General features: G+C 66.2%; 9 protein-coding genes. 6 read left to right on the forward strand and 3 right to left on the reverse strand.

Translation table 11 applies throughout. The features are described 5' to 3' along the window. Positions 1–2: 2 nt before the first annotated feature. From NTD88_RS19945 to NTD88_RS19970, 6 genes are all read left to right on the forward strand, one after another. Complete coding sequence (locus NTD88_RS19945; protein WP_095154441.1) at positions 3–299, forward strand: DUF1244 domain-containing protein; 297 nt, start codon at positions 3–5, stop codon at positions 297–299. Beyond that, positions 292–633, forward strand: coding sequence for a HopJ type III effector protein (locus NTD88_RS19950; RefSeq protein ID WP_095154439.1), 342 nt, complete (start codon positions 292–294; stop codon positions 631–633). The genes NTD88_RS19945 and NTD88_RS19950 overlap by 8 nt, the downstream gene beginning before the upstream one ends. Before the next feature lie 176 nt (positions 634–809). After that, positions 810–1,940, forward strand: coding sequence for a hypothetical protein (locus NTD88_RS19955; protein ID WP_262154571.1), 1,131 nt, complete (start codon positions 810–812; stop codon positions 1,938–1,940). An 85-nt stretch (positions 1,941–2,025) separates the two neighbouring features. Next, a complete protein-coding gene (locus NTD88_RS19960) occupies positions 2,026–2,556 on the forward strand; it encodes a sigma-70 family RNA polymerase sigma factor (protein WP_262154572.1) in 531 nt (176 codons plus the stop codon). Continuing rightward, complete coding sequence (locus NTD88_RS19965; protein ID WP_262154575.1) at positions 2,553–3,518, forward strand: FecR domain-containing protein; 966 nt, start codon at positions 2,553–2,555, stop codon at positions 3,516–3,518. Before NTD88_RS19960 ends, NTD88_RS19965 begins: the two co-directional genes overlap by 4 nt. A gap of 91 nt (positions 3,519–3,609) precedes the next feature. Next, positions 3,610–6,042, forward strand: coding sequence for a TonB-dependent siderophore receptor (locus NTD88_RS19970; protein ID WP_262154577.1), 2,433 nt, complete (start codon positions 3,610–3,612; stop codon positions 6,040–6,042). A 54-nt stretch (positions 6,043–6,096) separates the two neighbouring features. Here the strand turns inward: NTD88_RS19970 and NTD88_RS19975 are convergent, their stop codons facing one another. The 3 genes from NTD88_RS19975 to NTD88_RS19985 all read right to left on the reverse strand — a co-directional run bounded on the left by NTD88_RS19975 (position 6,097) and on the right by NTD88_RS19985 (position 23,659). Beyond that, entirely contained in the window at positions 6,097–6,663 is a 567-nt protein-coding gene (locus NTD88_RS19975; RefSeq protein WP_262154579.1) for a nucleotidyltransferase family protein, read from the reverse strand. Continuing rightward, positions 6,660–7,223 carry a hypothetical protein gene (locus tag NTD88_RS19980; protein WP_262154580.1) on the reverse strand — a complete coding sequence of 188 codons (564 nt, stop codon included), beginning with the start codon at positions 7,221–7,223 and terminating at the stop codon, positions 6,660–6,662. The genes NTD88_RS19975 and NTD88_RS19980 overlap by 4 nt, the downstream gene beginning before the upstream one ends. Positions 7,224–7,363: 140 nt before the next feature. Continuing rightward, positions 7,364–23,659 (reverse strand): autotransporter-associated beta strand repeat-containing protein, encoded by a 16,296-nt coding sequence (locus NTD88_RS19985; RefSeq protein ID WP_262154581.1) that lies wholly within the window; start codon positions 23,657–23,659, stop codon positions 7,364–7,366. Positions 23,660–24,044: the final 385 nt, after the last annotated feature.

Below are 24,044 nucleotides of genomic sequence, written 5' to 3' on the forward strand. Positions count from 1 at the left end.
CCATGAGCCCGCAAGAACAACTCGAACTCGAAGCCGCGGCATTTCGTCGCCTCGTCGAACACCTGCGCAACCGCACCGACGTGCAGAACATCGACCTGATGAACCTGTCCGGTTTCTGCCGCAACTGCCTGTCCAAGTGGTACAAGGCCGCCGCGGACGAACGCCAGATCGAGGTCAGCCTGGATGACGCCCGCGAGGTGGTCTACGGCATGCCTTACGATCAATGGAAAAGCCAATACCAGAAAGAAGCCAGCGCCGAGCAGCAAGCCGCGTTCGCCAAAGGAAAACCGCATGACTGACCTGAACACCCTGCGTACCCGTCTCAACAGTGGCGAGCACGCCTTCGCCGACACCCTGGCGTTCATCGCCGAGCACTACGACTACGAACAGCGCGCCTTCAACAACGGCGGCGTGGAAAGCGCGGCCGGACAAAACGAAGGTTCCTGCAAGACCCTCGGCCTGGCCCTGCTGGAAGGCCTGAGCGATCAGGAAGCGCTGCTGGCGTTCGGCGAGCATTACCGCTCGGTGCTGGCCACCCCTGAAGGCAGCGACCACGGCAACATCCGCGCCCTCATCGCCCACGGCCTGGCCGGGGTGAAGTTCGACGGTGAGCCGCTCAAGCGCAAGGCTTGAGCCGTCCAGAGCAGGCCCGCCTTCGATGGCGGGTCTGCTCCACCGAAACCCTCCTTCCGCGCACATCAGCCAACACCCTCCCCTGCAACAAAAAGATCGACTATTGTTCAGCGCTCGCGTAGTTGCCATTACAGTGACATCGCACCCACACAGCGCGGTTCAAGGAGCAGTCGAGCATGTTTGATCAACTGGAGCTGGCCGAGCACGCGCAAGCCAGGTGGGCACTCGGGGCGGTCGAGAATGTCTGCGGCCTGGCCGCACGCAGGCTGGTGGCACAACGCCTGAGCCGGGCGACCCTGGCGCAGAAAAACACCCTGACCCAGGTGCTGACCGACTCCGCGTCGGACCTGCAGCGGGCGTACCTGATCATGGATGTGCTGGCCCGGCCAGATTACGTCCGCAGCCTGTGGCCGCACATGAACCTCTCCGAACGGGACGTGCGCAACAAGCTGCGTAACCTGTGCCCCGACTTCAACAACGCCGAAGTCAGTGGCTGGGGTTATCGCTGCACCTACAACCCGCTGGTCCCCCACGGCGAAACGTTCCCCATGCTGGTGCACGGCTTCGGCGCCCAGAAAGAAGTGGCCAGCGATGACGCCGGCTGGGCCGATTACGTGATCGGTGAAGGCTCGGCGCCCAACCGGGTGATCGCCAAGCCGGTGCTGCGCTCGCTGTCCAACCCGGCGACGATTTCCAGCCTGGTGCTCAGTTGCAGCCTGCTGTCCAGCACCAAGTGCTCCACGGCCTCGCCGCTGGGCTGGATCATCAATGCGCCGGTGTGGAACATCTTCGGCTTCGCCCCTCGCGACATCCAGTTCCCCAACGACAACGCCCGCACCATGAATGGCATCGACCAGGCCCGGGGCATCGCCAAAGGCCAGAACAACATGGCCTTGAAACACGCCTTGCACAGCTACCCGAACCTGGCCCAGGTAATCACCCAGACCCAGGGCACCGGTGGCGAGTCGCACTACAACGAGATCGTGGTGCTGGGCACCTCCCGGCTGTTCAGCACCGCCACGACGGTGACCGGCATCTTCATCAAAGTCTGCGTTCACCAGGGGCATCAGTACCTGGTCGATGCGATCGATCCGGAACTGTACGACGTTCCGGGGCTTGGCGACGTCATGGGGTTCTATTCCGACGACCGGGTCATCAACGCCATTACCCACTGCGCCCGAACCTACAACCTGCCGATCGTGCCGGTCGTCGATGACAAGATGCAGGCCCTGCGTACCGAACACCGCTTCGACGTGGTTTTCAATGGGCTGACCATCCGCAACAACTGGAACTGCGCGTTGGCGTGAGGGGCGCCGAAAAAACTGTCTGTTTGCAAATGTGAGCGCCGCCATTACACTTGCGACCGATTCCCATTAACAACTGGAAACATCCATGGACAGGCAGGTGGTCGAGGCTTCGCCCGAGTCAGGCGTGCAGATGCAGATCCGCGACCTCTATGCCGATCATCACGGCTGGCTGCAAGGCTGGCTGCGTCGACGCCTCGCCGACCGGGAACATGCCGCCGATATCGCCCAGGACACCTTCCTCCGCCTGCTGGCCACCCGCCGCCTGCCAGGCTTCGGCCAGGGCCGTCAGTACCTGCTGCAGATCGCCCGCAATCTGGTGATCGATCAATGGCGCCGCCAGCGCATCGAGCAGGCCTACCTCGACACCCTCGCCCACGCCGACGACGCCATGGAACCCTCGCCTGAAACCCGCGCCCTGATCATGGAAACCCTGATGCGCATCGACCGGATGCTCGACGCCATGCCGGCCAGGGTCCGCGAAGCCTTTCTGCTGTCGCAGTTCGAGGGCCTGGGCTATGCCCAGATCGCCGAGCGCCTGAACGTCAGCCTGAGCGCGGTGCAGAAGTACATGACCCGGGCGATCCAGTCCTGCTACGCGGTGATGTACAGCGAATGACCCGACACGCCGACGCCCCCATCGCTGAACCCGTGGTCGAGCAGGCCAGTCACTGGCTGATGCTGCACTGGCAGGGCTCGCTGGACAGCCAGCAGCAAGCGGCGTTTGACGCCTGGCTGGCGGGCGACGCCGAGCATCGCCGGGCCTGGTCACGGCTGGGCCGCTTGCAGCAGGAACTGACCCAGGTTCCTGCCGCGACGAGCCTGAATGTACTGCGCCAGCAACCGGAGCTGCGCCGTCGCCACACCCTGAAATTGCTCACTGCCCTGCTGCTGATTGGCGGCAGCGGCGCCCTCGCGCACCGCGCGTTGCCCTGGCGCGAGGCCATGGCCGATCTGCGCAGCGGCGTCGGCGAAACGCTGCAGCGCACCCTCGCCGACGGCAGCCAGTTGCAGCTCAACACCGACACCGCCGTGGATATCCGTTTCAACGACCGCGAGCGGCGCATCCGTCTGTTGCGCGGCGAGGTGCTGCTGAACAGCGGCCATGACCCGGCCTTCGCCCACACGGCCCTGATCGTTGAAACCGAGGCCGGTGATGTGCAAGCGTTGGGCACGCGTTTCTCGGTGCAGACCCAGGCCGGGAGCAGCAGCGTGCAGTTGTACGAAGGCGCTCTGGAGATCCGTCTGCGAGAAGGCTCGCCGGTTCAGCTCAAGGCCGGCCAGTCGCTGTGGTTCACCTCGAAACGCAACGGCCCGCCGGGCAAGGCCGACCTCAATGCCATCGCCTGGAGCGAAGGCCGGCTGGTGGCCGAGCAAATGTCGCTGGGGCGCTTTATCGCGGAACTGTCGCGCTACCGTCCGGGTGTGCTGCGGTGCGATCCGGCGGTGGCGAATTATCCGTTGTCGGGGGTGTTTCCGCTGGCGGACACCGACCGGATTCTCCAGGCGCTGGAACAGACATTGCCGGTGCGCGTCCAGCGCATGACCCGCTATTGGGTCAGCGTGCTGCCGCGGGACTGAAAAAAATCTGCCGCCGGCCTTGTCGGTTTCGCCGGCTCGTTCGGGATACCTCTTGAATCCCCCGAAGCGCTCTCAAGAAGGAAGTCCCGCAATGCCGCTGTTGCCCCTCCCGCCTCGACTCACTCCCGCCCTGCTGATCAGCGGTGCGCTCGCTGCCGCGCTGCTTCCTTGCCACGCCGTGCTGGCCGCCAGCGCCAGCCAGCAAGCGGTGCGCGAATACGCCATTGCCCCCGGAACGCTGGACCAGGCACTGAACCAGTTCGCCCGCGAAGCCGGCATCCTGCTGTCGGTGGACGCCACCCTCACCGCCGGCAAACAAAGCCGCGGCCTGCGCGGCAACTACGGCGTGATCGACGGCCTCGGCCAACTGCTGAGCGGCAGCGGCCTCGGCTTGGTCAACCGCGACGGCAACTACTCGCTGGAGGCGGTGCCGAGCAACGCCAACGCCCTCGAACTGGGCGCCACCTCGGTGGTCGGCGCCGGCCTCGGCGCAACCACCGAAGGCACTGGCTCGTACACCACCGGCTCGACCAGCACCGCGACCAAACTGCCCCTGACCCTGCGGGAAACGCCGCAGTCCGTCAGCGTGATGACGCGCCAGCGCATCGAGGACCAGAAGCTCGATCGCCTCACCGATGTGCTCGAACAAACACCGGGAATCAACGTCTCGTACAGCGGCATGGACCGCTTCGACGTGTTCTCCCGCGGCAGTGTCATCGAGAACTACCAGATCGACGGCATCACCACCCAGAGCGACAGCCAGACCCGCACCATCCCGCAGACCGCGATGGACATGGTGCTCTACGACCGCGTCGAAGTGCTGCGCGGCGCCAGCGGCCTGATGACCGGCTCGGGCGCGCCGGGCGGGCTGATCAACATGGTGCGCAAACGCCCGACCCGCGAGTTCCAGGCTTATCTGCAGGCCGGCGCGGGCTCGTGGGACCTGTACCGCACCGAAGGCGATATCTCCGGGCCGTTGACCGAGAGCGGTAATGTTCGCGGACGCCTGGTCGGCGCTCGGCAACAGCAGAACAGCTTCATGGATGCCTACGGCAACAGCCGCGACATTCTCTATGGCGTGGTGGAATTCGACCTCGGCGAAGACACGGTGCTGCGCACCGGCATCGACTACGCGAAGACCGAAGCCGACGGCGCTGCCGGCGTTCCGCTGGTGTACAGCAACGGCCAGCCCACGCACTTCTCGCGCTCCACCAGCGTGGGTGCACGCTGGGCCAAGGACGAAATCGAGACGTACAACTACCTGGTTGCCCTGGACCATAACTTCGCCAACGGTTGGAGCCTGAACCTCTCGGCCAACTACATGGATGTCGACCGCACCGACCTGATCGGCAATTACCTGTTCAAAGGCGTCGGCGTCCTGCCGTCGTTGAACCAGCAGACCGGCAACGCCCGTGCCGACCGGGGCCTGGCCAAGGCCGAGCAGACCCAGAAAGGCCTGAACGTCACCGTGCAAGGGCCGTGGAGCCTGTTCGGCCAGACCCATGACTTCGTCGCCGGCTACAACTACACCAGCTACGACAACACCCATAACGTCTGGAGCGACGGCATCGCCAACCTGTTCAACTTCAATACCTGGGACAACTACCTGCCCAAAGGCACCACCTTCACCCCCAGCTTCGTGATGAAAACCCGCTACCAGCAGGAAGGCGTGTTTGCCGCCAACCGCTTCAAGCTCAGCGATGACCTGAGCCTGATCGTCGGCGGGCGCGTCTCGGACTTCCGCTACGACTACGACCTGACGTACTTCAGCAACCTGGCGCCGAACACTTCGCGGCGCCGCGAGAACGGCGTGTTCACGCCCTATGCCGGGGTCGTCTACGACCTCACGCCCGAGCAGTCGGTGTACGTCAGCTACACCGACATTTTCCAGCCGCAGAGCAACCAGGACCGCAACGGCGCGGTGCTCGACCCGGTCACCGGGCAGAACTACGAAACCGGCTGGAAAGGCGCGTTCTTCAATGGGGCGCTGAACGCCAGCGTGGCGCTGTACCAGATCGAACGGGACAACATGGCGGAACTGGACGCTGGCTACACCGTGCCCGGCACCACCACCACGGCATCCCGCGCGGTGAAAGGCGCCACCACCAAAGGCTATGACCTGGAAGTAAGCGGCGAACTGCTGCCGGGCTGGAACCTCAGCACCAGCTACACCCACTCCGAAACCAAGGATGCTGACGGCGACCGGGCCCTGACCACCGTTCCGCTCGACATGCTCAAGCTGTGGAGCACCTACAACCTGCAAGGGGACTGGAATCGCCTGACGGTCGGCGGTGGCGTGAACTGGTACGGCCCGACGCACGTCGAGTTCGGTGATTATCAGGTGACCCAGGGTGATTACGCAGTGGTGAACGCCATGGCCCGCTACAAGGTCAGCGAACACCTGTCGGGTTCGTTGAACCTGAACAACCTGTTCGACAAAACCTATATGACCAGCCTCTACGGAGCACAAGGGCTGTACGGCAATCCGCGGAATTTCGCGGTGAGTGCGCGCTACGACTTCTGATCGGCAGCGCCTCCATTTGAGCCCGCGGACCTGACGGAACCGGCCCGCGCCCGCTCACGCCACGATCGTCAGCCAGTCCCACCGTTCCTGATAGCTCCGGGCCTTGCGCAAGAACATCGCCGGCTGGTGATTCAGCGGGTTGCTGCGCAGCACGCCGTCGCGCAAATCATCCAGCCCGTGGGTGCTGTACAACGCCCCACTGCGCACCTCCAGCCCGAGGCAGGTCGAGCGCACCAGGTAGCGGTCGATGCCGTCTGTGACTGACTGCAACGGCGGATAGGCCGCGCCGAACTTCGCTTCATACCAGACGTGCACCCGCGCCTGGTTGCGCACCTCGACCTTGTCGGCGAGGTCGCCGCAGGCCCGGCGCACGCGCTGGATCACCCGATCTTCCGCCTCCCAGGACAGGTCTTCGTCAAAGTAGATGACGTCGTAATCCTTCACGCCCCAATCGAGCGGGCGCCCGGCTTCACGGTTCCACAGCGCCTGAAACAGACAGCCGGCGGTGAGCATGGCGTCCGGCAGGTCGAGGTCGGCGAGGATCCGCAGCAAGGCGGCGTTGACCGGGTTTTCCAGGGCAATCGCGGTGACGGTTTCCGCGCTCAGCACGGGCTTGTTCAAATGGTGTCTTCCTTGCGCGGGGTGTGCTGGTCCGATGAAGGCGACGGCCACTCGAAAGCCCGCTCGATATCAAACCGCAGGTCCGCATCGCGCAGGCCGATGATCACCACCACCAACAGCAGCAGCGCGAGTCCGCCGTCCGCCAGGCTCCAGCGCGGCACTTCGCTTGCCCGCCCGCGGCTGCACCACCAGGCCTGGCCGGCGCAGAACGCGCCGAGGGCGATCACCCAGAGGTAGTAACCGGCGGCGAAACCGCTGACGTCGTGGAAACTGTAGCTGTGGTTATCCGGCAAGCGCTCGATACCGTGGCTGGCGAGGGCCAGGTACAACGACCAGAGGCCGAGCAGCAGCGAGAACCAGCGCCAGCGCCGGCGTACCAACAGGGCCAGGCCGAACAGCGGATTGGCGAACCAGCCGAACAGACCGAAGACAATGCCCCAAGGTCCTTGAAGCAGCATCTGCAAGGCGGGCATGGCGCCGCCGCCGGCGAGGTGCACGGCATCGAAGCAGAGGGCCAGGAGGTAGAACAGAAGGCTGACGGAAAGGTAGAAACGCGCCATGCGGCGACCCTGGATGAACGGATTGAGAGCCGGACGATACCGCAAATGGGGCCGTTTGGCGGCATCGCGAGCAAGCTCGCTCCTACAGGGATCTCAGTCCTCTGTAGGAGCGAGCTTGCTCGCGATGCCGAAGGCTTACATCAGAAGCCCAGGCTGAAGCTCACGGTCACCGCATGGTCGCGGTTCTCTCTGGACAGTTGGCCCGAGTACCCCAGGCCCAGCTTGCCCGCCTGGCCAACACTCAGGTCCACGCCCGCTTCGACCACCGCGGCATCCCGTGCAATCGGAACGCCCTCGCTGCTGAAGCCGGCACCGCCTTCGATGAAGCGCAGGTCCGCATCCGGCTTGGTATCGCCGAAGGCATGCCGCCAGCCGATGCTGCCGCGTGGCGTCAGGGTGCTGCCGTTGTCCAGGGCGAACGCCTTGCCAACCCGCAGGCCGACAGTGGAGAAGGTCACGTCCTGATCGGCACTGGCTTCCAGACGCCCGACTCCGCCTTTTTCATGGGCCTTGTCGCTGTCGTAGTTGACGTAGGCCAGACCGGCGAACGGTTCCAGCGCCACGCCACCGGCGTCGATGGTGTACGCCACTTCACCGAACACCTGGGCGCTGCGTGCCTTGTAGCTGGCTTTGAGGCGGTCGTTGTAGCTGCCCGCTTCGACGTAGCGCTTGCTGTCGATGTCGTGCCAGGTGTAACCGGCGCCGAGACGTGCGGCGAAGGCGTCCATCTGGTAGCTCAGGTAGGTGGTCAGGTGGTAGCTGTCCACCGAGGCGTCCTGCCCTTTGCCTTTGGCGTTGATGCTGCTGTTGGTGTAGCCGGCAGCGATACCCAGGCGCCATTCGTCGTTGAGGCTGTTGTCGAAGCCGATCAGGAAACCGGACAGGTCACGGTCGATGTCGGCCGCGTTATGGCCGCCCTCGAAGTCACCCCAGCCGCCGACGGCACGGATCCAGCCGACGCCGTCGCCATTGCAGCCTTGGCCGGTGGTCTGCTGGTTGCCGCTCGGCGCCAGTGCGCGGCGCGGGTCTTGCTCGTCGCTGCAACTGGCCTGGCGCATCCGGTCGTTGACCGCGTCGCGGATGTAGCGCGAGTCCTCGATCAGCACGCTGGCGGTGCTGGCGTGGATTTCGCCGGACAGGCTGTCGAAGGCCTTCACCGCCGTCGCGCGATCGCCGCTGATGAGGGTGCTGCGCAAGCTGGCCGGGGCCGCCGCGCTGTCCAGGGCAGCGGCCACGGCACGCTGGTTGCTGGTTTCGGCGACATCGGCGAAGGCCACGCCATTGCGCGCCACCGACAGGGTGACGTTGTTGGCGCCGTAGTTGAGCGCCGAGCTGAGGAACAGCAGGTTCGTCAGGTTGTTGCTGGCGAAGGTGCCGTTCACGCCACCGGTGGCCGAGACCAGGGTGTAGGTGGCGTCGCCGGTGTAGTCGCCCAGCCCCAGCACTTGCAGGCTGCCGCCCAGGTTGGCGGTGCCGCCGACATTGAGGTAGTTGGCCACGGTCGGCGTGATGGTGATGGCCAGGGTGCCGTCGCTGGCGTTGGTGAAGTTGCCCGCCACGCTCAGGTTGTTGCCGCCGGCGCCAGTCGCCACGGTGCCGTGGTTGACCAGCGAACCGACGCTGCCAGTACCGGTCAGGGTGGCGCCGTTGGCGACGGTAACCTGGGCACCGAGCACGGTCCCTGGGTTGGCCGCGTTGCCGACGGTCAGCGTGCCCTGGTTGACGTCGAAGGCGCCGTTGGTCGGCTGGTTGCCGACCAGCAGCAGGTCGCCGGCGCCTTGCTTGATGGTGGTGCCGGTGCCGCTGAGGGTGCCGTTGAACTGACCGGTCCCGTTCTGCTGGAACACCAGGGTGGCGTTGTTGAGGATGCCGCCCTGCAGGCTGGTGGTGTCGCCCATCAGGGTGCCGCCGCTGACGGTGGTGCCGCCGCTGTAGGTGTTGGCACCGGTCAGGACCAGGGTGCCGGCATCGGTTTTCTCGATGCCGCCGGTGCCGACCAGCGGCGCCGAGAGGGTGGTGGTGGCGCCGGCGTTGACGCGGATCGCGGCCAGGCTGCCGTCAGGCGCATTGACCGGTGCGAGCGCACCGCCGCTGCCGGGGACCACCTGGTAGCCATCGGTGAGGAACTGCATGCCGTTGAACGACTGCTGGCCGACCACGGTGACGGTGCCGCTGGCGCCGCCGAACACCGCGAACTGGCTGCCCCAGCCGGCGTTGCTGCTGCCGTTGGCGTTGGTCCAGTTGGTGCTCGAATCCCAGGTGCCGCTGCCGCCGGTGACGGTGCCATCGGGGTTGGTCTTGCCGCCGTTCCAGAACTGCAGGTCGTCGGCACCGACCAGCAGGTTGAGCTGGTTGGCGATGGAGGTCTGCAGGGTCAGGTCGCCCGGCAGCGTGGTGCCCGGCAGCGAGCCGAACACCAGGCCGTTGTCGGTCAGGCTGGCGTAGGTGAACAGTTGGTAGACACCGGTGCCGAAGCTGCCGGCATTGGTGATGTTCAGGGTGCCGTCCAGCACCAGGTTGCCCGCCACCTTGACCACGGTGGTGGAGCTGCCCGGCGCGCCGAGGTCGAAGTTGAGGTTGCTGCCCGACGACAGGTTGAGGTTGCCCACCGACAGCGGCGCGGTGGCGGTGCCAGCGTTCAGCGTGGCGCCGTCGGCGAGGCTGACGGTGCCGCTGTAGGTGCCACTGCCGCCGACGCTGGCGCCGCTGGCGACCTGCACGTTGGCGCTGGCCAGGGTGCCGTTGTTGACCAGGCTACCGGCGTTGACCGTGGTGTTACCGGTGAAGCCGCTGTTGCCGGTGAGCAACAGTTGGCCGGTGCCGTTTTTGGTCAGGCTGCCGGTGCCGGTGAGGTTGCCGGTGTAGCTGCCGTTGGCGTTCTGCTCGAAGGTCAGTGCCGCGTTGTTGACGATCGCGCCCTGCAGGCTGGTGGTATCACCGCTGACGCTGCCAGCGTTGATCGTGGTGCCGCCGCTGTAGGTGTTGGCGCCGCTCAGCACCAGCGAACCGCTGCCGTTCTTGACCAGGCTGCCGGTGCCGCTGATGGCGCCGCTCAGGGTGGTGTTCTGCACGCCGGCCAGGGTCAGTTGGGCACCGAGGTTGATGGCGTTGCCCAGTTGCAGCGCGCCGGTGCTGTCGAGGGTCGAGGCGCCGGTGACGCTGAGGTTGCCGGTGCTCAGCGCGCCGTTGTTGCCCAGGGTCAGGGTGCCGGCGTTGAGCGTGGTGCCGCCGCCGTAGGTGTTGACGCCGTTGAGGGTCAGGTTGGCGTTGCCGTTCTTGACCAGGCTGCCGGCGCCGCTGACCACACCGTTGAGGGTCAGGGCATTGCTGCCGCCGATGGCCAGTGCGCCGTTGAGGATGGCGTTGTTGGCCAGGGTCACCGCGGTGTTGCTGTCCAGGGTGGTGCCGGCGGCGGCAGTCAGGTCACCGCTGCTCAGGGCCGCGTTGTTGCCCACCACCAGGGTGCCGCCGTTCAGCGCAGTGCCGCCGGTGTAGCCGTTGGCGCCGTTGAGTACCAGAGTGCCGCTGTCGAGCTTGGTCAGGGTGCCGCTGCCATTGACTGCCACGCCGAGGGTCGCGGTGTTGCCTGCGTCGACCCGTACGTTGGTGGTGCCGCTGGTCAGCAGTTCGCCGCCGATACCGCCGTTGAGCACATAGCCGTCGCTGGCGAATTGCAGGCCACCGATGCTCTGCGAGCCATTGACGGTGATCGTACCCGCGGTGCCCTGGAATACCGCGAAGGTGTCGTTCCAGGCCCGGTTGACGGTGCCGTTGGCATCGGTCCAGTTGCTGTTGGAAACATCCCAGACGCCGTAGCCACCATCCACTGTGCCGTTGCCGACGATCTGGCCGCCGTCCCAGAACAGCACGGTCTCAGGGCCGCCCACCACCAGGTTGACCTGGTTGTTGACCGCGGTCTGCAGCAGCGCATTGCCGGCTTGCACGCTGCCCGGCAGGGTATTCAGGTCCAGGCCGTTGTTGGTCAGGGTGCCGCCGTAGCTCATGAGGCGGTAGACACCGGCGCCGAAGCCACCGGCATCGGTGACGTTGAGCTTGCCGTCCAGGGTCAGGTCGCCGGCGATGTCCACCAGCGAAGGCTGGCCCGCCAGCGCCGCGCCGAGGCTGGCGTTGAGGTTGGAGGTGTCGTTCAGCACCAGCGAGCCGACGTTGAGGGTGTCGCCGCCGTTGAGCACCAGGTTGCCGCCGTTGGCCACGGTGACGGTGCCGGCGAGGTCGCCGGAGCCGCCGAGGCTGGTGCCGTTGTTGACGGTGACCGTGCTGCTGGCAAGGCTGCCGTTGACCATCAGGTTGCCGCCGCTGATGGTGGTAGCGCCGCTGTGGGTGTTGGTGCCGCTCAGGGTCAGGGTGCCCGTGCCGTTCTTGTCGAGGTTGCCGGTGCCGGTCAGGTTGCCGGCGAAGGCGCCGCTGCCCACCGACAGCGTGGTGCCGCTGTTGATGTCGACGGTGCCCGCGCCATCCAGATCGCCCAGGCTCAGGCTGCCGGCGAGGTTGAGGTCGGCGCCGCTGCTGAGGTTGATCTGCGACGGGTTGCCCAGCGAACCGCTGGTGGCGGTCAGGCGCCCCGAGAGGATGTTGAGGATCCCGGCGAAGGTGTTGCTGCCGCTCAGGGTCAGGTTGTTAAGCCCGGCCTTGTTCAGGGTGCCGTTGCCGCTGATGACACCGCTCAGGGTCAGATCGTTGTTGCCGGCCACCGTCAGGGTGCCGCCGACGTTGATGTTGTTGGCCACGGTCAGCGCGCTGCTGGTGTCCAGTTGCGAGATGCCGGTGACGTTCAGCGCGCCGCTGCCCAGTGCCCCGGCATTGCCCAGGGTCAGGTTGCCGTCATTGAGGGTGACACCGCCGGCGAAGGTGTTGGCGCCGTTGAGTGTCAGGCGGCCCGAGCCGTTCTTGACCAGGCGGTCGGAGCCGTCGATCACGCCGTTGAGGGTCAGGTCGTTGCTACCGTCCAGGGTCAGCGCGGCGAAGAGCTGTGCATTGTTGGCCAGGGACATGCCGCTGCTGGTATCCAGCGACGACACACCGCTCACCGTCAGGGTGCCGCTGCCCAGCGCGCCGGCGTTGCCGAGCAGCAGCTTGCCGGCCTGCAGGTTGAGCCCGCCGGTGAAGCCGTTGACGCCATTGAGGGCCAGGGTCTTGTTGCCTTGCTTGAGCAGGCTGCCAGAACCGTTGACCAAGCCATTGAGGGTCAGGTCGTTGCTGCCGAGCAGCGTCAGGTTGCCGACGAGGTTGACGGTGTTGGCCACGGTCCTTGCCGAACTGACGTCCAGTTGCGTGCCGCTGGCCGCGTTCAGCGCCCCGGCGCCCAGCGCGCCATCGGACGCCAGCACCAGGGAGCCGGCATTCAGCGCCAGCGGGCCAGCGAAGGTGTTGGTGCCGCCGAGGGTCAGCCGGCCTGAACCGTTCTTGACCAGGCTGCCGGTGCCGCTGACTACGCCGTTGAGGGTCAGGGCGTTGCTGCCGGCGAGGTTCAACTGGCCGGTGACGCCGATGTTGTTGGCCAGGGTCACCGCCTTGTTGCTGTCCAGCGTGGTGCCGGCGGCGGTGCTCAGGTTGCCGGTGCCCAGGGCGCTGTTACTGCCCACTACGAGGGTGCCGCCGCTGAGCAGGGTGCCGCCGGTGTAACCGTTGTTGCCATTGAGTACCAGGGTGCCGTTGTCCAGCTTGTTCAGGGTGCCGGTGCCGTTGACATCCAGCTCCAGGGTTGCGGTTACGCCCGGGTCGACACGCACGGCGAACAGGCCACCGTTGCGGTTGACCACATTCAACGCGCCCGCGTTACCGTCGACCACGATGTAGCCATCGGTCATGAATTGCAGGCCATCCACGGTCTGCGTGCCATTGACGCTGACCACACCGGCCGCGCCCTGGAAGACCGCGAACTTGCTGAGCCAATTCTCGTTGGTCGCGCCGTCGAAAAGGGTCCAGTTGGTGGTGGTGCTGTCCCACACCCCACTGCCGCCTTCGATGGTGCCGTTGGGCACCGTCCCGGCGCCGTCCCAGAACTGGAGGATCAGATCTGGCGAGTTCACCGCCAGGTTGACCTGGCCGTTGCCCGTCTGAAGTTGCAAAGAACCCGCGGTTACAGCGCCCGGCAGACTGCCGAACGAGAGGGTGTTGTTCACCAGCGCGCCGCCGTATTCGAACAGGCGGTAGACACCGTTACCGAAGCCACCGGCGTCGGTGATGTTGAGCAGGCCATCCAGGGTCAGGGTACTCGCGACGCTGAACAGTGGGACGTTGCCGGTGACCGGCGAGCCCAGGGCGACATTGACTTGGCTGTTTGGCGCAAGTATCAGCGAGCCGAAGCTCAGGGTGTTGCCGCTGGTGCCGGACAGATTGCCGTTGTTGGCAACGCTGACCAGGCCGCCGAGCGAACCGGAACCCGTCAGGGTCGCGCCAGAGTTGACGGTGAGGCTGCCAACGTTCAGGCCACCGGTGACCTTCAGGGTGCCGGCGTTGACCGTGCTGCTGCCGTTCAGGCTGCTGGTCCCGCTCAGTTCCAGCACACCGGCGCCGACCTTGCTCAGTGCACCGTTACCGGCGAAGGCACCTGCGAATACGCTGTCGCCGTTGTTGCCGCCCACGGAGAGGATGCTGCCGGCACCGATGTTGGTGGTGCCGCTACCGGTCAGCGCACCGATGCTGGTATTGCCGTTGATGTTCAACGTGGTGCTGGCGCCGAGGTTGATCAGGCTCGGACTGCCAATCGCGCCGGAGCCAAACGAGGTGAGCGTACCGGCAGCGACGTTCCAGGTACCGCTGAAGGGACTGGCGCTGGGGAGCAGGATCAACTCGCCGGCGCCATCTTTGGTCAGATTGCCATTGCCGTTCAGTTGACCGGCATAGGTCAGCGCGCCAGCGGTGTTCAGGGTCAGGTCGCCGTTGACCACGATGGCATTGCTCAGGGCCTGGGCCAGCGCTTGGCTGACAAGCAGCGTTGCAGTGCCGCTGGTGGTCAGGGTGCCGGTGCCCAACGCCGCGCTATTGTTGATCGACAGGATGCCGCCGTTGAGGACGGTACCGCCGGTCCAGCCGCTGTTAGCGCCCGTCAAGGCCAGGGTGCCGGTGCCAGACTTCACCACTTCCCCACCACCGCTGATCACGCCGCTCAGGCCCAGATCGTTGGCGCCGTTGATGGCAAGGCTGGCGTTGAGGGCCACGTTGTTGCCCAGCACTACGGCGCTGTTGCCGCTGCTGAGGGTCGAAGCGCCGTTGACCTGCAGGGCGCCAGTGCCCAGCGCGCCATTCTGGCCAACCACCAGGCCACCGGCGTTGAGCACGGTGCCGCCGCCATAGCTGTTGTTGCCGTTGAGGGTCAGGACGCCCGCGCCGTTCTTGGTCAATTGACCCGCGCCATCGACCGTACCGTTGAGGGTCAGGTCGGCGCTGCCGCCGATGCCCAGCGCGCCCAGCAGGTGCACGTTGTTGGCCAGCGCCAGGGCGATGCTGTTGTCCAGCGCGACGTTGTTGTTCGCGGTCAGGTCGCCGGTGCCCAACGCACCGTTGCTGGCGAGGATCAGCTTGCCGCCGTTGAGGGTTGTCCCGCCGGTGTAGGTGTTGGTGTTGCTCAGGGTCAGGTCGGCCGTGCCGTTTTTGGTCAGGCTGCCGGCGCCGTCGATCACACCGCCAAGTACCAGGTTCTGCACGCCCGCCAGGGTCAGGTTGCCGGTGACGGTCAGCGCATTGCCCAGGGTCAGGGCGGTGTTGTTGTCCAGCGTGCCGCCGGCGGCGGTCAGCTTGCCGCTGCCCAGGGCAGTGGCGGAACCGAGCGCCAGGGTGCCGGCGTTCAATTGGGTGCCGCCCAGGTAGCCGTTGTTGCCCGACAAGGTCAGGGTGCCGGCGCCGTTCTTGATCAGCGCGCCCGCGCCGTTGACGTTGCCGCCCAGGCTCAGGTCGTTGCTGCCGGCTATCGTCAGGTTTGCGCCCAGGTTGACGGCGTTGCCGAGGGCTACCGCGGCGTTGCTGTCCAGGGTCGATGCGCCGGTGACATTCAGCGCGCCGTTGCCCAGCGCGGTGTTGTTGCCCAGCACCAGCGTACCGGCGGCCAGGGTGGTGCCACCGCCGTAGGTGTTGGCGCCATTGAGGGTGAGAACGCCAGCGCCGGTTTTCACCAGCGCACCACTGCCGCCCACTACCCCGTTGAGGGTGATGTCATTGCCGCCGTTGAGGGTCAGGTTGGCGCCGAGGTTGACGGCGTTGGCGAGGATCGCAGCGGTGGCGGTCGCCAGGGTCGCTGCGCCGCCAACGTTCAGAGCGCCGAGACCGAGGGCAAGGTCGTTGCCCAGGGTCAGGGTGCCGGCGTTGAGGGTGGTGTTGCCCAGGTAGCCGTTGACACCGTTGAGGGTCAGGTTGGCGCTGCCGTTCTTGGTCAGGCCGCCGGCACCGTTGACGACGCCGTTGAGGGTCAGGTCGGCGGTGCCGGTCAGGTTCAGGTTGCCGGCGACATTGATGGCGTTACCCAGCACCGTGGCGCCGGTGTTGCCGAGGGTGGTGCCCGCGGCCGCATTCAGGGCGCCCAGGCCCAGCGCCGTGTCGCTGCCCAGCACCAGGGTGCCGGCGTTGAGCGCGGTATCGCCGAGGTTGCCGTTGTTGCCGGTCAGGGTCAGGACGCCGGCGCCGTTCTTGATCAGGCCGCCAGCACCGTTGATAAGACCGGTCAGGGTCAGGTTGTTGCTACCGCCGATGTTCAGGCCGCCGAGAACGTTGAGGTTGTTCACCAGGGTTACGGCGCTGTTGCTGTCGAGGGTGGTGCCGGCACTCGCGGTGAGTTGGCCGGTGCCCAGGGCGCCGTTGCTGCCGACCACCAGGGTGCCGCCCGCGAGCGTGGTGTTGCCCTGATAGGCGTTGCTGTTGTTCAACACCAACGTCCCGGTGCCGGTCTTGTTCAGGCCGCCGGTGCCGTTGACCACGCCGTTGAGGGTCAGGTTGGCGCTGCCCGGCAGCGTCAGGTCGGCGCCGAGGTTGACGGTATTGGCCAGCGCCAGCGCGCTGCCGCTGCTCAGGGTCGACGCGCCGGTGACATTCAGGGCGCCAGCGCCCAATGCGCCGCCGTTGCCGAGAACCAGGCCGCCAGCGGCCAGGGTAGTACCGCCGGTATAGGCGTTGACCCCGTTCAGGGTCAGCGTGCCCGCGCCGTTCTTGATCAGTCCGCCCGCGCCGCTGGCGCCGCCGTTGAGGGTCAGGTCGTTGCTGCCGACCAGGGTCAGGGTTGCACCCAGGTCGATCAGGTTGGCCAGGGTCAGCGCGGCGCTGTTGTCCAGCGTGCCAGCGCCGGCAACGTGCAGCGTACCGCTACCCAAGGCGAGATTGTTGCCCAGCACCAGGCTGCCGGCATTCAGGGTGGTGCCGCCGACATAGCCGTTGGCGCCATTGAGGGTCAGGCTGCCGGCGCCGTTCTTGACCAGGCTGCCGCTGCCATTGACAGCACCGGCGAGGGTCAGCGGGTTGCTGCCGGCGATGTTCAGCACACCCGCGAGGCTCAGGTTGTTGCCGAGGGTGACCGCGGTGTTGCTGTCCAGCGTGGTGTTGTTGGCGGTGGTCAGCAGGCCGCTGCCCAGCGCGAAGTTGTTCCCCACCACCAGGGTGCCGCCGCTGAGACGGGTGCCGCCGGTGTAGCTGTTGTTGCCGTTGAGCACCAGGGTGCCGCTGTCGGCCTTGTTCAGCAGGCCGCTGCCGGTGAGGCCGAGGTTCAGGGTCGCGGTGCGGCCCGGATCGACGCGCACGGTAGCCGTGCCGCTGTCGTTGTTGACCAGGTTCAACTGGCCCGCCACGCCGCTGTTGAGTACGTAGCCATCGGTGACGAACTGCAGACCGGTGACGGTCTGGGTGCCATTGACCGCGACCGTGCCCGCCGCGCCCTGGAACACCGCGAAGTTGCTGCTCCAGTCACGGTTGCCGGTGCCGTTGACGGTGGTCCAGTTGGTGGTGAGCGCATCCCACACGCCGTTGCCGCCCTGGATGGTGCCGTCGCCGACCAGGCCGGTGCCGTCCCAGAACAGCACGCTGCCGTTGGCGCCGCCCACCAGCAGGTTGACCTGGTTGGCGATCGCCAGTTGCACTTCGAGGTCGCCTGGCAGCACGCCGCTCGGCAGGCTGCCGAGGACGAGGCCGTTGTCGGTGAGGGTGCCGGTGTAGTTGATGACCTGATAGATACCGGCGCCGAAGCCGCCGATGTCGCTGACGTTGAGGTTACCGTCGAGGGTCAGGTTGCCGCCCACGGTAATCAGCGGGCTGCCACCGGTGGATGGCGAGCCGAGGCCGATATCGAGATTGGAGTTGCCGCTCAGCACCAGCGAGCCGAGGCTCAGGTTGGCGCCGCTGTTGGCGGCCAGGTGACCGCCATCGGCCACGGTGACCGCGCCGGCCAGCGAACCGCTGCCGGTCAGGGTGCCGCCGCTGTTGACCTGCACGAGGCCGCTGGCCAGCGAACCGCTGACGTTCAGCACGCCGCCGTTGACCTGGGTGTTGCCGGTGTAGACGTTGACGCCCGCCAGTTCCAGGCTGCCGTTGCCGACCTTGATCAGGCCGCCATTGCCGTTCAGCGCGCCATTGAAGACGCCGCTGAGATCGCCGGTGCCGACACTCAGGTTGGCGCCGCTGCCGAGGTTGATCGCGCCACTGCCGCCAAGGGTGCCGACGCTGCCGCTGGCGCCCAAGTTGAGGCTGGCGCCGGCGCCGACATTGACCAGCGAGGTGTTGCCCAGCGCCCCGGTGCCGACCGTGGTCAGGCTGCCGGAAAGGATGTTCAGCGCGCCGCTGAAGGTGTTGGCGCCGCTCAGGGTCACGTCGGCCAGGCCGGTCTTGACCAGCCCGCCGGTGCCGCTGATGACACCGCCGAGGTTGAGGTTGTTGTTGCCGGCCAGGGTCAGGTCCGCGCCCAGGACGAGGGCGTTGCCCAAGGCGAACGCCGCGCTGTTGTCCAGGGTCGCCGCGCCCGTCACGTTCAACGCGCCGCTGCCCAGCGCCGCGGCGTTGCCGAGGGTCAGGGTGCCGGCGGCCAGGGTGGTGCCGCCGAGGTAGCTGTTGACGCCATTCAGGGTCAGGTTGCCGGCGCCGGTCTTGACCAGGCCCGCGGCACCGTCGATGACGCCGTTGAGGGTCAGGTCGCTGTGGCCGACCAGGGTCAGGTTGGCGCCCAGGGTGACGGCATTGCCCAGGGCGAATGCCGAGGTGGTGTCCAGGTTGGCCGCGCCGCTGACGTTCAGCTTCAACGCGCCGCTGCCCAGCGCCAAGGCGTTGCCGAGGGTCAGGGTGCCCGCCGCCAGGGTGGTGCCGCCGGCGTAGGTGTTGATGCCGGTCAGGGTCAGGTTGCCCGCGCCAGCCTTGATCAGGCTGCCATTGCCGCCGATGACGCCGCTGAGGGTCTGGTCGGCGCTGCCGCCGATGGTCAGGGCCGCGTTGAGGTTGACCTGGTTGGCCAGGTTGATCGCGGTGTTGCTGTCGAGGGTGCCAGCGCCGTTGACGTTCAGCGCGCCACTGCCCAGGGACAGGCTGTTGCCCAGTTGCAGGGTGCCGCCCAGCAGGTTGGTGCCGCCCGTGTAGGTGTTGGCGGCGTTCAGGCTCAGGGTCGCGGTGCCCTGCTTGGTCAGGGCACCGGTGCCGCTGACCACACCGTTGAGCGCGAGGTCGGCGCTGCCGCCGATCGCGGTGTTGCCGCCCAGGTTGACCAGGTTGCTGATCGCCAGCGCGGTGGTGGCATCCAGGGTGGTGCCCGCCGCGGTGTTCAGGGTGCCCAGGCCCAGCGCGGTACTGCTGCCCAGTTTCAGGATGCCGGCATTGAGGCTGGTGTTGCCTTGGTAGCTGTTGTTGCCCGACAGGACCAGGGTCGCGCCGCCGGACTTGGTCAGGCCGCCGCTGCCGGCGATGTCGCCGCTGAGGGTCAGGTCGTTGCTGCCCAGCACATTCAGGTTGCCGGTGACAGTGATGGCGTTGGCGACGCTGAGGACTTTATTGGCGTCCAGCGAACCGCCATTGGTTGCGCTGAGAGTGCCGCTGCCCAGCGCGGTGGCGGAGCCGAGCACCAGGTTGCCGCTGCTGAGGACGGTGCCGCCGGCGTAGGTGTTGGCGCCGTTCAGGATCAGGCTGCCGGTGCCGGTCTTGGTCAGGCCGGCGGCGCCGTCAATGGCGCCGTTGAGGGTCAGGTTGGCGCTGCCCGGCAGGGTCAGGCCGGCATTCAGGTGGATGGCATTGGCGATGGACTGAGCGCCGGCGCTGGCGAGGTTGGCGGCGCCAGCGATGGTCAGGTCGCCGCTGCCCAGGGCCAGGCCGTTGCCGATGGTCAGGGTGCCGGCGTTCAGGGTGGTGCCGCCCTGGAAGAGGTTGACGCCGCTGAGGGTCAGGTTGGCGTTGCCGTTCTTGATCAGGCCGCCGCTGCCGTCGACCACGCCTTGCAGGGTCAGGTCGGACGTGCCGGCGATATTCAGCGCACCATTGAGGGTGACCGCGTTGGCCAGGGCCAGGGCGGTGTTGGCATCCAGCGTGGTGCCGGCCGCCGCGATCAGGGCGCCCTGCCCCAGCGCGGCGGCATTACTGACGATCAGCTTGCCAGCGTTCAACACGGTGTTGCCGAGGTTAGTGTTGACGCCGCTGAGGGTCAGGTCGGCCGCGCCGTTCTTGATCAGGCCGCCGTTGCCGGAAATCACGCCGGTCAGGCCGAGGTTGTTGCTGCCGCCGATGGTCAGGTCAGTGCCGAGGCTGAGGCGGTTGCCGATATTCAGCGCCGTGCCGCTGTCGAGGGTCGAGGCGCCGCTGACGATCAGCGTGCTGCTCCCCAGCGCTTGGGCGTTGCCCACCTGGAGGACACCGGCATTGAGCACGGTCCCGCCGGTGTAGGTGTTGGCACCGTTGAGCGTGAGGGTGGCCGCGCCGTCCTTGGTGATCCTGCCAACGCCGCTGACTATGCCGTTCAGGCCCAGGTTGGCGCTGCCGCCGACAGCCAGGTTGCCGCCGAGGTTGACCTGATTGTTGATGGACACGGCCGCGTTGGCATCCAGCGCGGTGCCCGCCGCCGTATTCAGGATGCCGAAGCCCAGCGCGGTACTGCTGCCGAGCACCAGGGTGCCGGCATTGAGGTTGGTGTTGCCCAGGTAGGCGTTGTTGCCGTTCAGGGTCAGGCTGGCGTTGCCGGCCTTGGTCAGACCGCCAGTGCCGGTGATGCCGCCGCCGAGGGTCAGGTCATTGCTGCCGAGGAGATTCAGTGTGCCGGCGACGCTGAGATTGTTGCCGACACTGAGGACGCCGGTAGTGTCCAGCGAGGTGCCGTTGGCCGTGCTCAGCGTGCCGGTGCCCAGCGCGGTGTTGGAGCCCAGGTTCAGGGTGCCGCTGCTCAGGAGGGTGCCGCCGCCATAGCTGTTGTTGCCGGTCAGCAGCAGGGTGCCGGTACCGGCCTTGGTCAGGCTGCCGGCGCCGTCGATCACGCCGCCGAGGGTCAGGGAGCCGCTGGCCGCGGTGGTCAAGGAACTGTTGAGGTGAATGGCGTTACCCAGCGTCAGCGGACCGACGCCCACCAGCGTCGAGCCCCCTCCAACGGTGAGATCGCCACTGCTCAGCGCGGCCGCGCTGGCCAGGGTCAGGGTCCCGGCGTTCAGGGTAGTGCCACCCAGGTAGGTGTTCACCCCGCTGAGGGTCAGGTTGGCGCTGCCGTTCTTGACCAGTCCGCCGGCTCCGTCGATCACGCCCGACAGGTTCAGATCGGAAGTGCCGCCGATGTTCAGCACGCCGTTCGCGGTGACGGCATTGGTCAGGGTCAGTGCGGTGCTGGCATCCAGCGTGGTGCCGCTGGCCGCGATCAACGCACCTTGGCTGAGGGCGCCGGCGTTGCCGACCACCAGGCGTCCGGCGTTCAGTTGAGTGTTGCCCAGGAAGTTGTTGTTACCGCTGAGCGTCAGGTCTGCATTGCCGTTCTTGATCAAGCCACCGGCGCCGCTGAGGGTGCCGCTGAGGCCGAGGTTAGCGGTGCCGCCGATGCTCAGGTCCCCCCCCAGGTTGACGATATTGCCCAGGGTCACTGCGGTGCTGGCATCAAGGGTGGTGCCGGCCGCGGTGGTCAGTGCTCCGATGCCGAGCGCGCCGCTGGAACCGACGCGCAAGGTGCCGGCGTTGAGGATCGTACCCCCGCTGAAGGTGCTGAAGCCGTTGAGGGTCAGCGTGGCCAAGCCGTTCTTGGTCAGGCTGAAGCCGCCGCCAGAGATCGAGCCGCCCAGGGTCAGATCGTTGCTGCCGGCAACGGTCGTATTACCGAGCATGATGACCAGGTTGCTGATCGAGCGCGCGGCATCGGTGTCCAGGGTGGTGTTGGCGGACGTGCGCAAGCTGCCAGTACCCAGCGCGGCGTTGTTGCCGATGATCAGCTTGCCGTTGGTCAGTTGCATGACGCCGGAATAGCCCGTGTTGGCACCGCTCAGCGTCAGGTCCCCAGCGCCGCTCTTGATCACGCCGCCGGTGCCGGTGATCGCGCCACCAAGGCTGGTGGCGGTGGCATTGGTCAGGGTCAGGGTGCGGGTGCCCAGGTTGATCGCGTTGGTGATGGCTTGTCCGCTGGCATCCAGTGAGGCATTGGCGCCCAGGCTCAGTTGCCCAGTGCCCAGTGCAGTGTTGCTTTGCAGGATCAGGCTGCCGCCGTTGAGGGCGGTGTTGCCGGTGAAATCGTTGTTGCCGCTCAGGGTCAGGCTGGTGGAGCCACTCTTGATCAGGCCGCCAGAGCCGGAAATTTTCCCGCCCAGGGTCAGATCGTTGCTGCCGGTCAGGGTCAGGTTGCCGTTGAGCTGAACCAGGTTGGTCAGGGTCTGGGCGGAACTGGTGTCCAGGGCCGCGCCAGTGACGGCGGTGATGGTGCCCGAACCGGCGGAGCCGGCATTAGCCAGGATCAGCTTGCCGGCATTGAGGCTGAGGCCACCGCTAAAGTTGTTGGCGCCGCTGAGGGTCACGTCGCCGGTGCCGTTCTTGATCAGCGAGCCGGTCCCGTTGACCGCGCCGGCGAGGGTCAGCGCAACGGTGTTGGTCAGGCTGAGCGCCCCGCCGTCGAGCAGGATGGCGTTGGCCAGGTTCATCGTCGTAGCGTTCTGCAGGCTGCTGGCGCCGGTGACCGTCAGCGTCTGGGTGCCGAGGGCACCCACGTTGCCGAGAACCAGGCCGCCCTGGCTCATCGTGGTACCACCGGTGTAGTCGTTGGCCCCGCTCAGGGTCAGCAGGCCGAGCCCGGTCTTGCTCAGCGCTCCCCCACCGGTCAGCACACCGGACAGGGTCAGGTTGTTGTTGCCCGATACCGTCAGGCCGTTGGTGCCGAGGGTGATGGTGTTGCCGATCACCACACCGATGTCCGAAGCCCCGAGCCCGCCCCCATTGGCGGTCACCGAGGCGCTGCCCAGCGCCGAGGTAGTGACGTTCAGCAAACCGCCGTTGAGCTGGACGGTTGGTGTGGTGGCACCATTGAACAACAGGCCGGACAGCGCCCAGGTTCCGCTGTCGACGATCAGGTTGTTGAAGTGCAGGTAATTGTTGCCGTTGATCGTCCCTGTCCCGCCGGTACCTGAGCCACCACCGACAGCGTTCTGCAACGCCAGGGTGTTGGCGGTTGTGGCCGTACCGCCATCGACGATGCCAGCGCCGGCAAAGCCGATGGTCAGCCCCAGCACCGGCAGTGCTATCCCGACCCCGCCACCGGCGCTCACCAGCGACCCGGTAATGGCATTGAAACGGTTGGCGCCACCGCCGGTGCCCATGGACAGGCTGCCGCTCAGGATCCCGGTGTTAGTGAACACGTTGCCGGTGGAGGTCCCCTGGAAGGAAACCCGGCCCGTGATAGTGCCATTGTTGGTGAAAACCGCCTTGGAGCCGCCCCAGAGCGCGATCAACGGAATATCCGATGCGAGGATCGATACCCCTACCAATGGCATCCCTTCGATGGTGCCGTTGTTGGTGACGGTAGTAGTACCGGCCGCGCCGTTCTGCACGCTCAAGCCGATACCGGTGAGGCCGACGAGCGAAGCACCGAGCAGACCGGAAGTGCCGCGGATAATCCCGGTGTTGTTGTTGGTGACCACCACGATGCTGTTGTTCGCGTTGCCCATCGTTACGCCGGTGGTCAATCCGGACACGGTGCCCAGCAACGATGGGTCGATCAGGCCAGAGTTGGTCAGCCGCGAGTTGTTACCCGTGAGGTTCAGTGCCGTGCCCAGCAGCGGCGCGTTGACAACCGCGCCAGTGAGCACGTTGACCGTGAGGTTGTTGACGCCGGTGGTCAGCCCGACAGTGGTGCCTGTGCAGTTGATGGTGGCACCGGGCGCCGGCGTGTCACACACCGCCAACACCTCGGGACTGAAGAGGCCGGAAACCACACCGGCCGCCGCCAGGCTGATTGCCAGAGGCAGCGGAGCGAAACGAGCGGTAAAGGCTTTTTTGGCGAATCTTCTGTCCACGTGTGACTCCTTCGTGGATCAGGCGAATCCGTCATTGAAATGCGTGTCGGAGTGTGAACAAAACCCCTTGGAAATACACACACTGCGAGTCGAACAGCCTGACCTTGGCGAATACAGGTTCCATTTGGGGTGAATTTGTAGCCGAAAAATTGGATCCATGCCGGACAATTCGTACGTTCACTTAGTATTAATACTTCCTGATTAGTCGCCGGTTTCGCTGGGTGAAAGCGATGCGGGGCGTGGTCTTGAGCCGACGAACGGTAGTTCTGCCAGGAAAAAGGTTGCGATTCAGTGAGATGACTGAATTCATTTCAAAATATTACAAACCTGACCATTGAGATGGTTTTGAATAGGCTTCGCTTCGAACGAATATCAGTTTGTGGTG

Origin of the sequence: Pseudomonas sp. 20P_3.2_Bac5 (assembly GCF_025466035.1) — a bacterium.
Taxonomy (GTDB): Bacteria; Pseudomonadota; Gammaproteobacteria; order Pseudomonadales; family Pseudomonadaceae; genus Aquipseudomonas.

Bases quoted from the DNA above. Each gene is read 5' to 3' on its own strand.
- NTD88_RS19980 (WP_262154580.1), bottom strand. From the start codon at position 7,223: ATGGCGCGTTTCTACCTTTCCGTCAGCCTTCTGTTCTACCTCCTGGCC.
- NTD88_RS19960 (WP_262154572.1), top strand. From the start codon at position 2,026: ATGGACAGGCAGGTGGTCGAGGCTTCGCCCGAGTCAGGCGTGCAGATG.
- NTD88_RS19965 (WP_262154575.1), top strand. From the start codon at position 2,553: ATGACCCGACACGCCGACGCCCCCATCGCTGAACCCGTGGTCGAGCAG.
- NTD88_RS19955 (WP_262154571.1), top strand. From the start codon at position 810: ATGTTTGATCAACTGGAGCTGGCCGAGCACGCGCAAGCCAGGTGGGCA.
- NTD88_RS19945 (WP_095154441.1), top strand. From the start codon at position 3: ATGAGCCCGCAAGAACAACTCGAACTCGAAGCCGCGGCATTTCGTCGC.
- NTD88_RS19970 (WP_262154577.1), top strand. From the start codon at position 3,610: ATGCCGCTGTTGCCCCTCCCGCCTCGACTCACTCCCGCCCTGCTGATC.
- NTD88_RS19950 (WP_095154439.1), top strand. From the start codon at position 292: ATGACTGACCTGAACACCCTGCGTACCCGTCTCAACAGTGGCGAGCAC.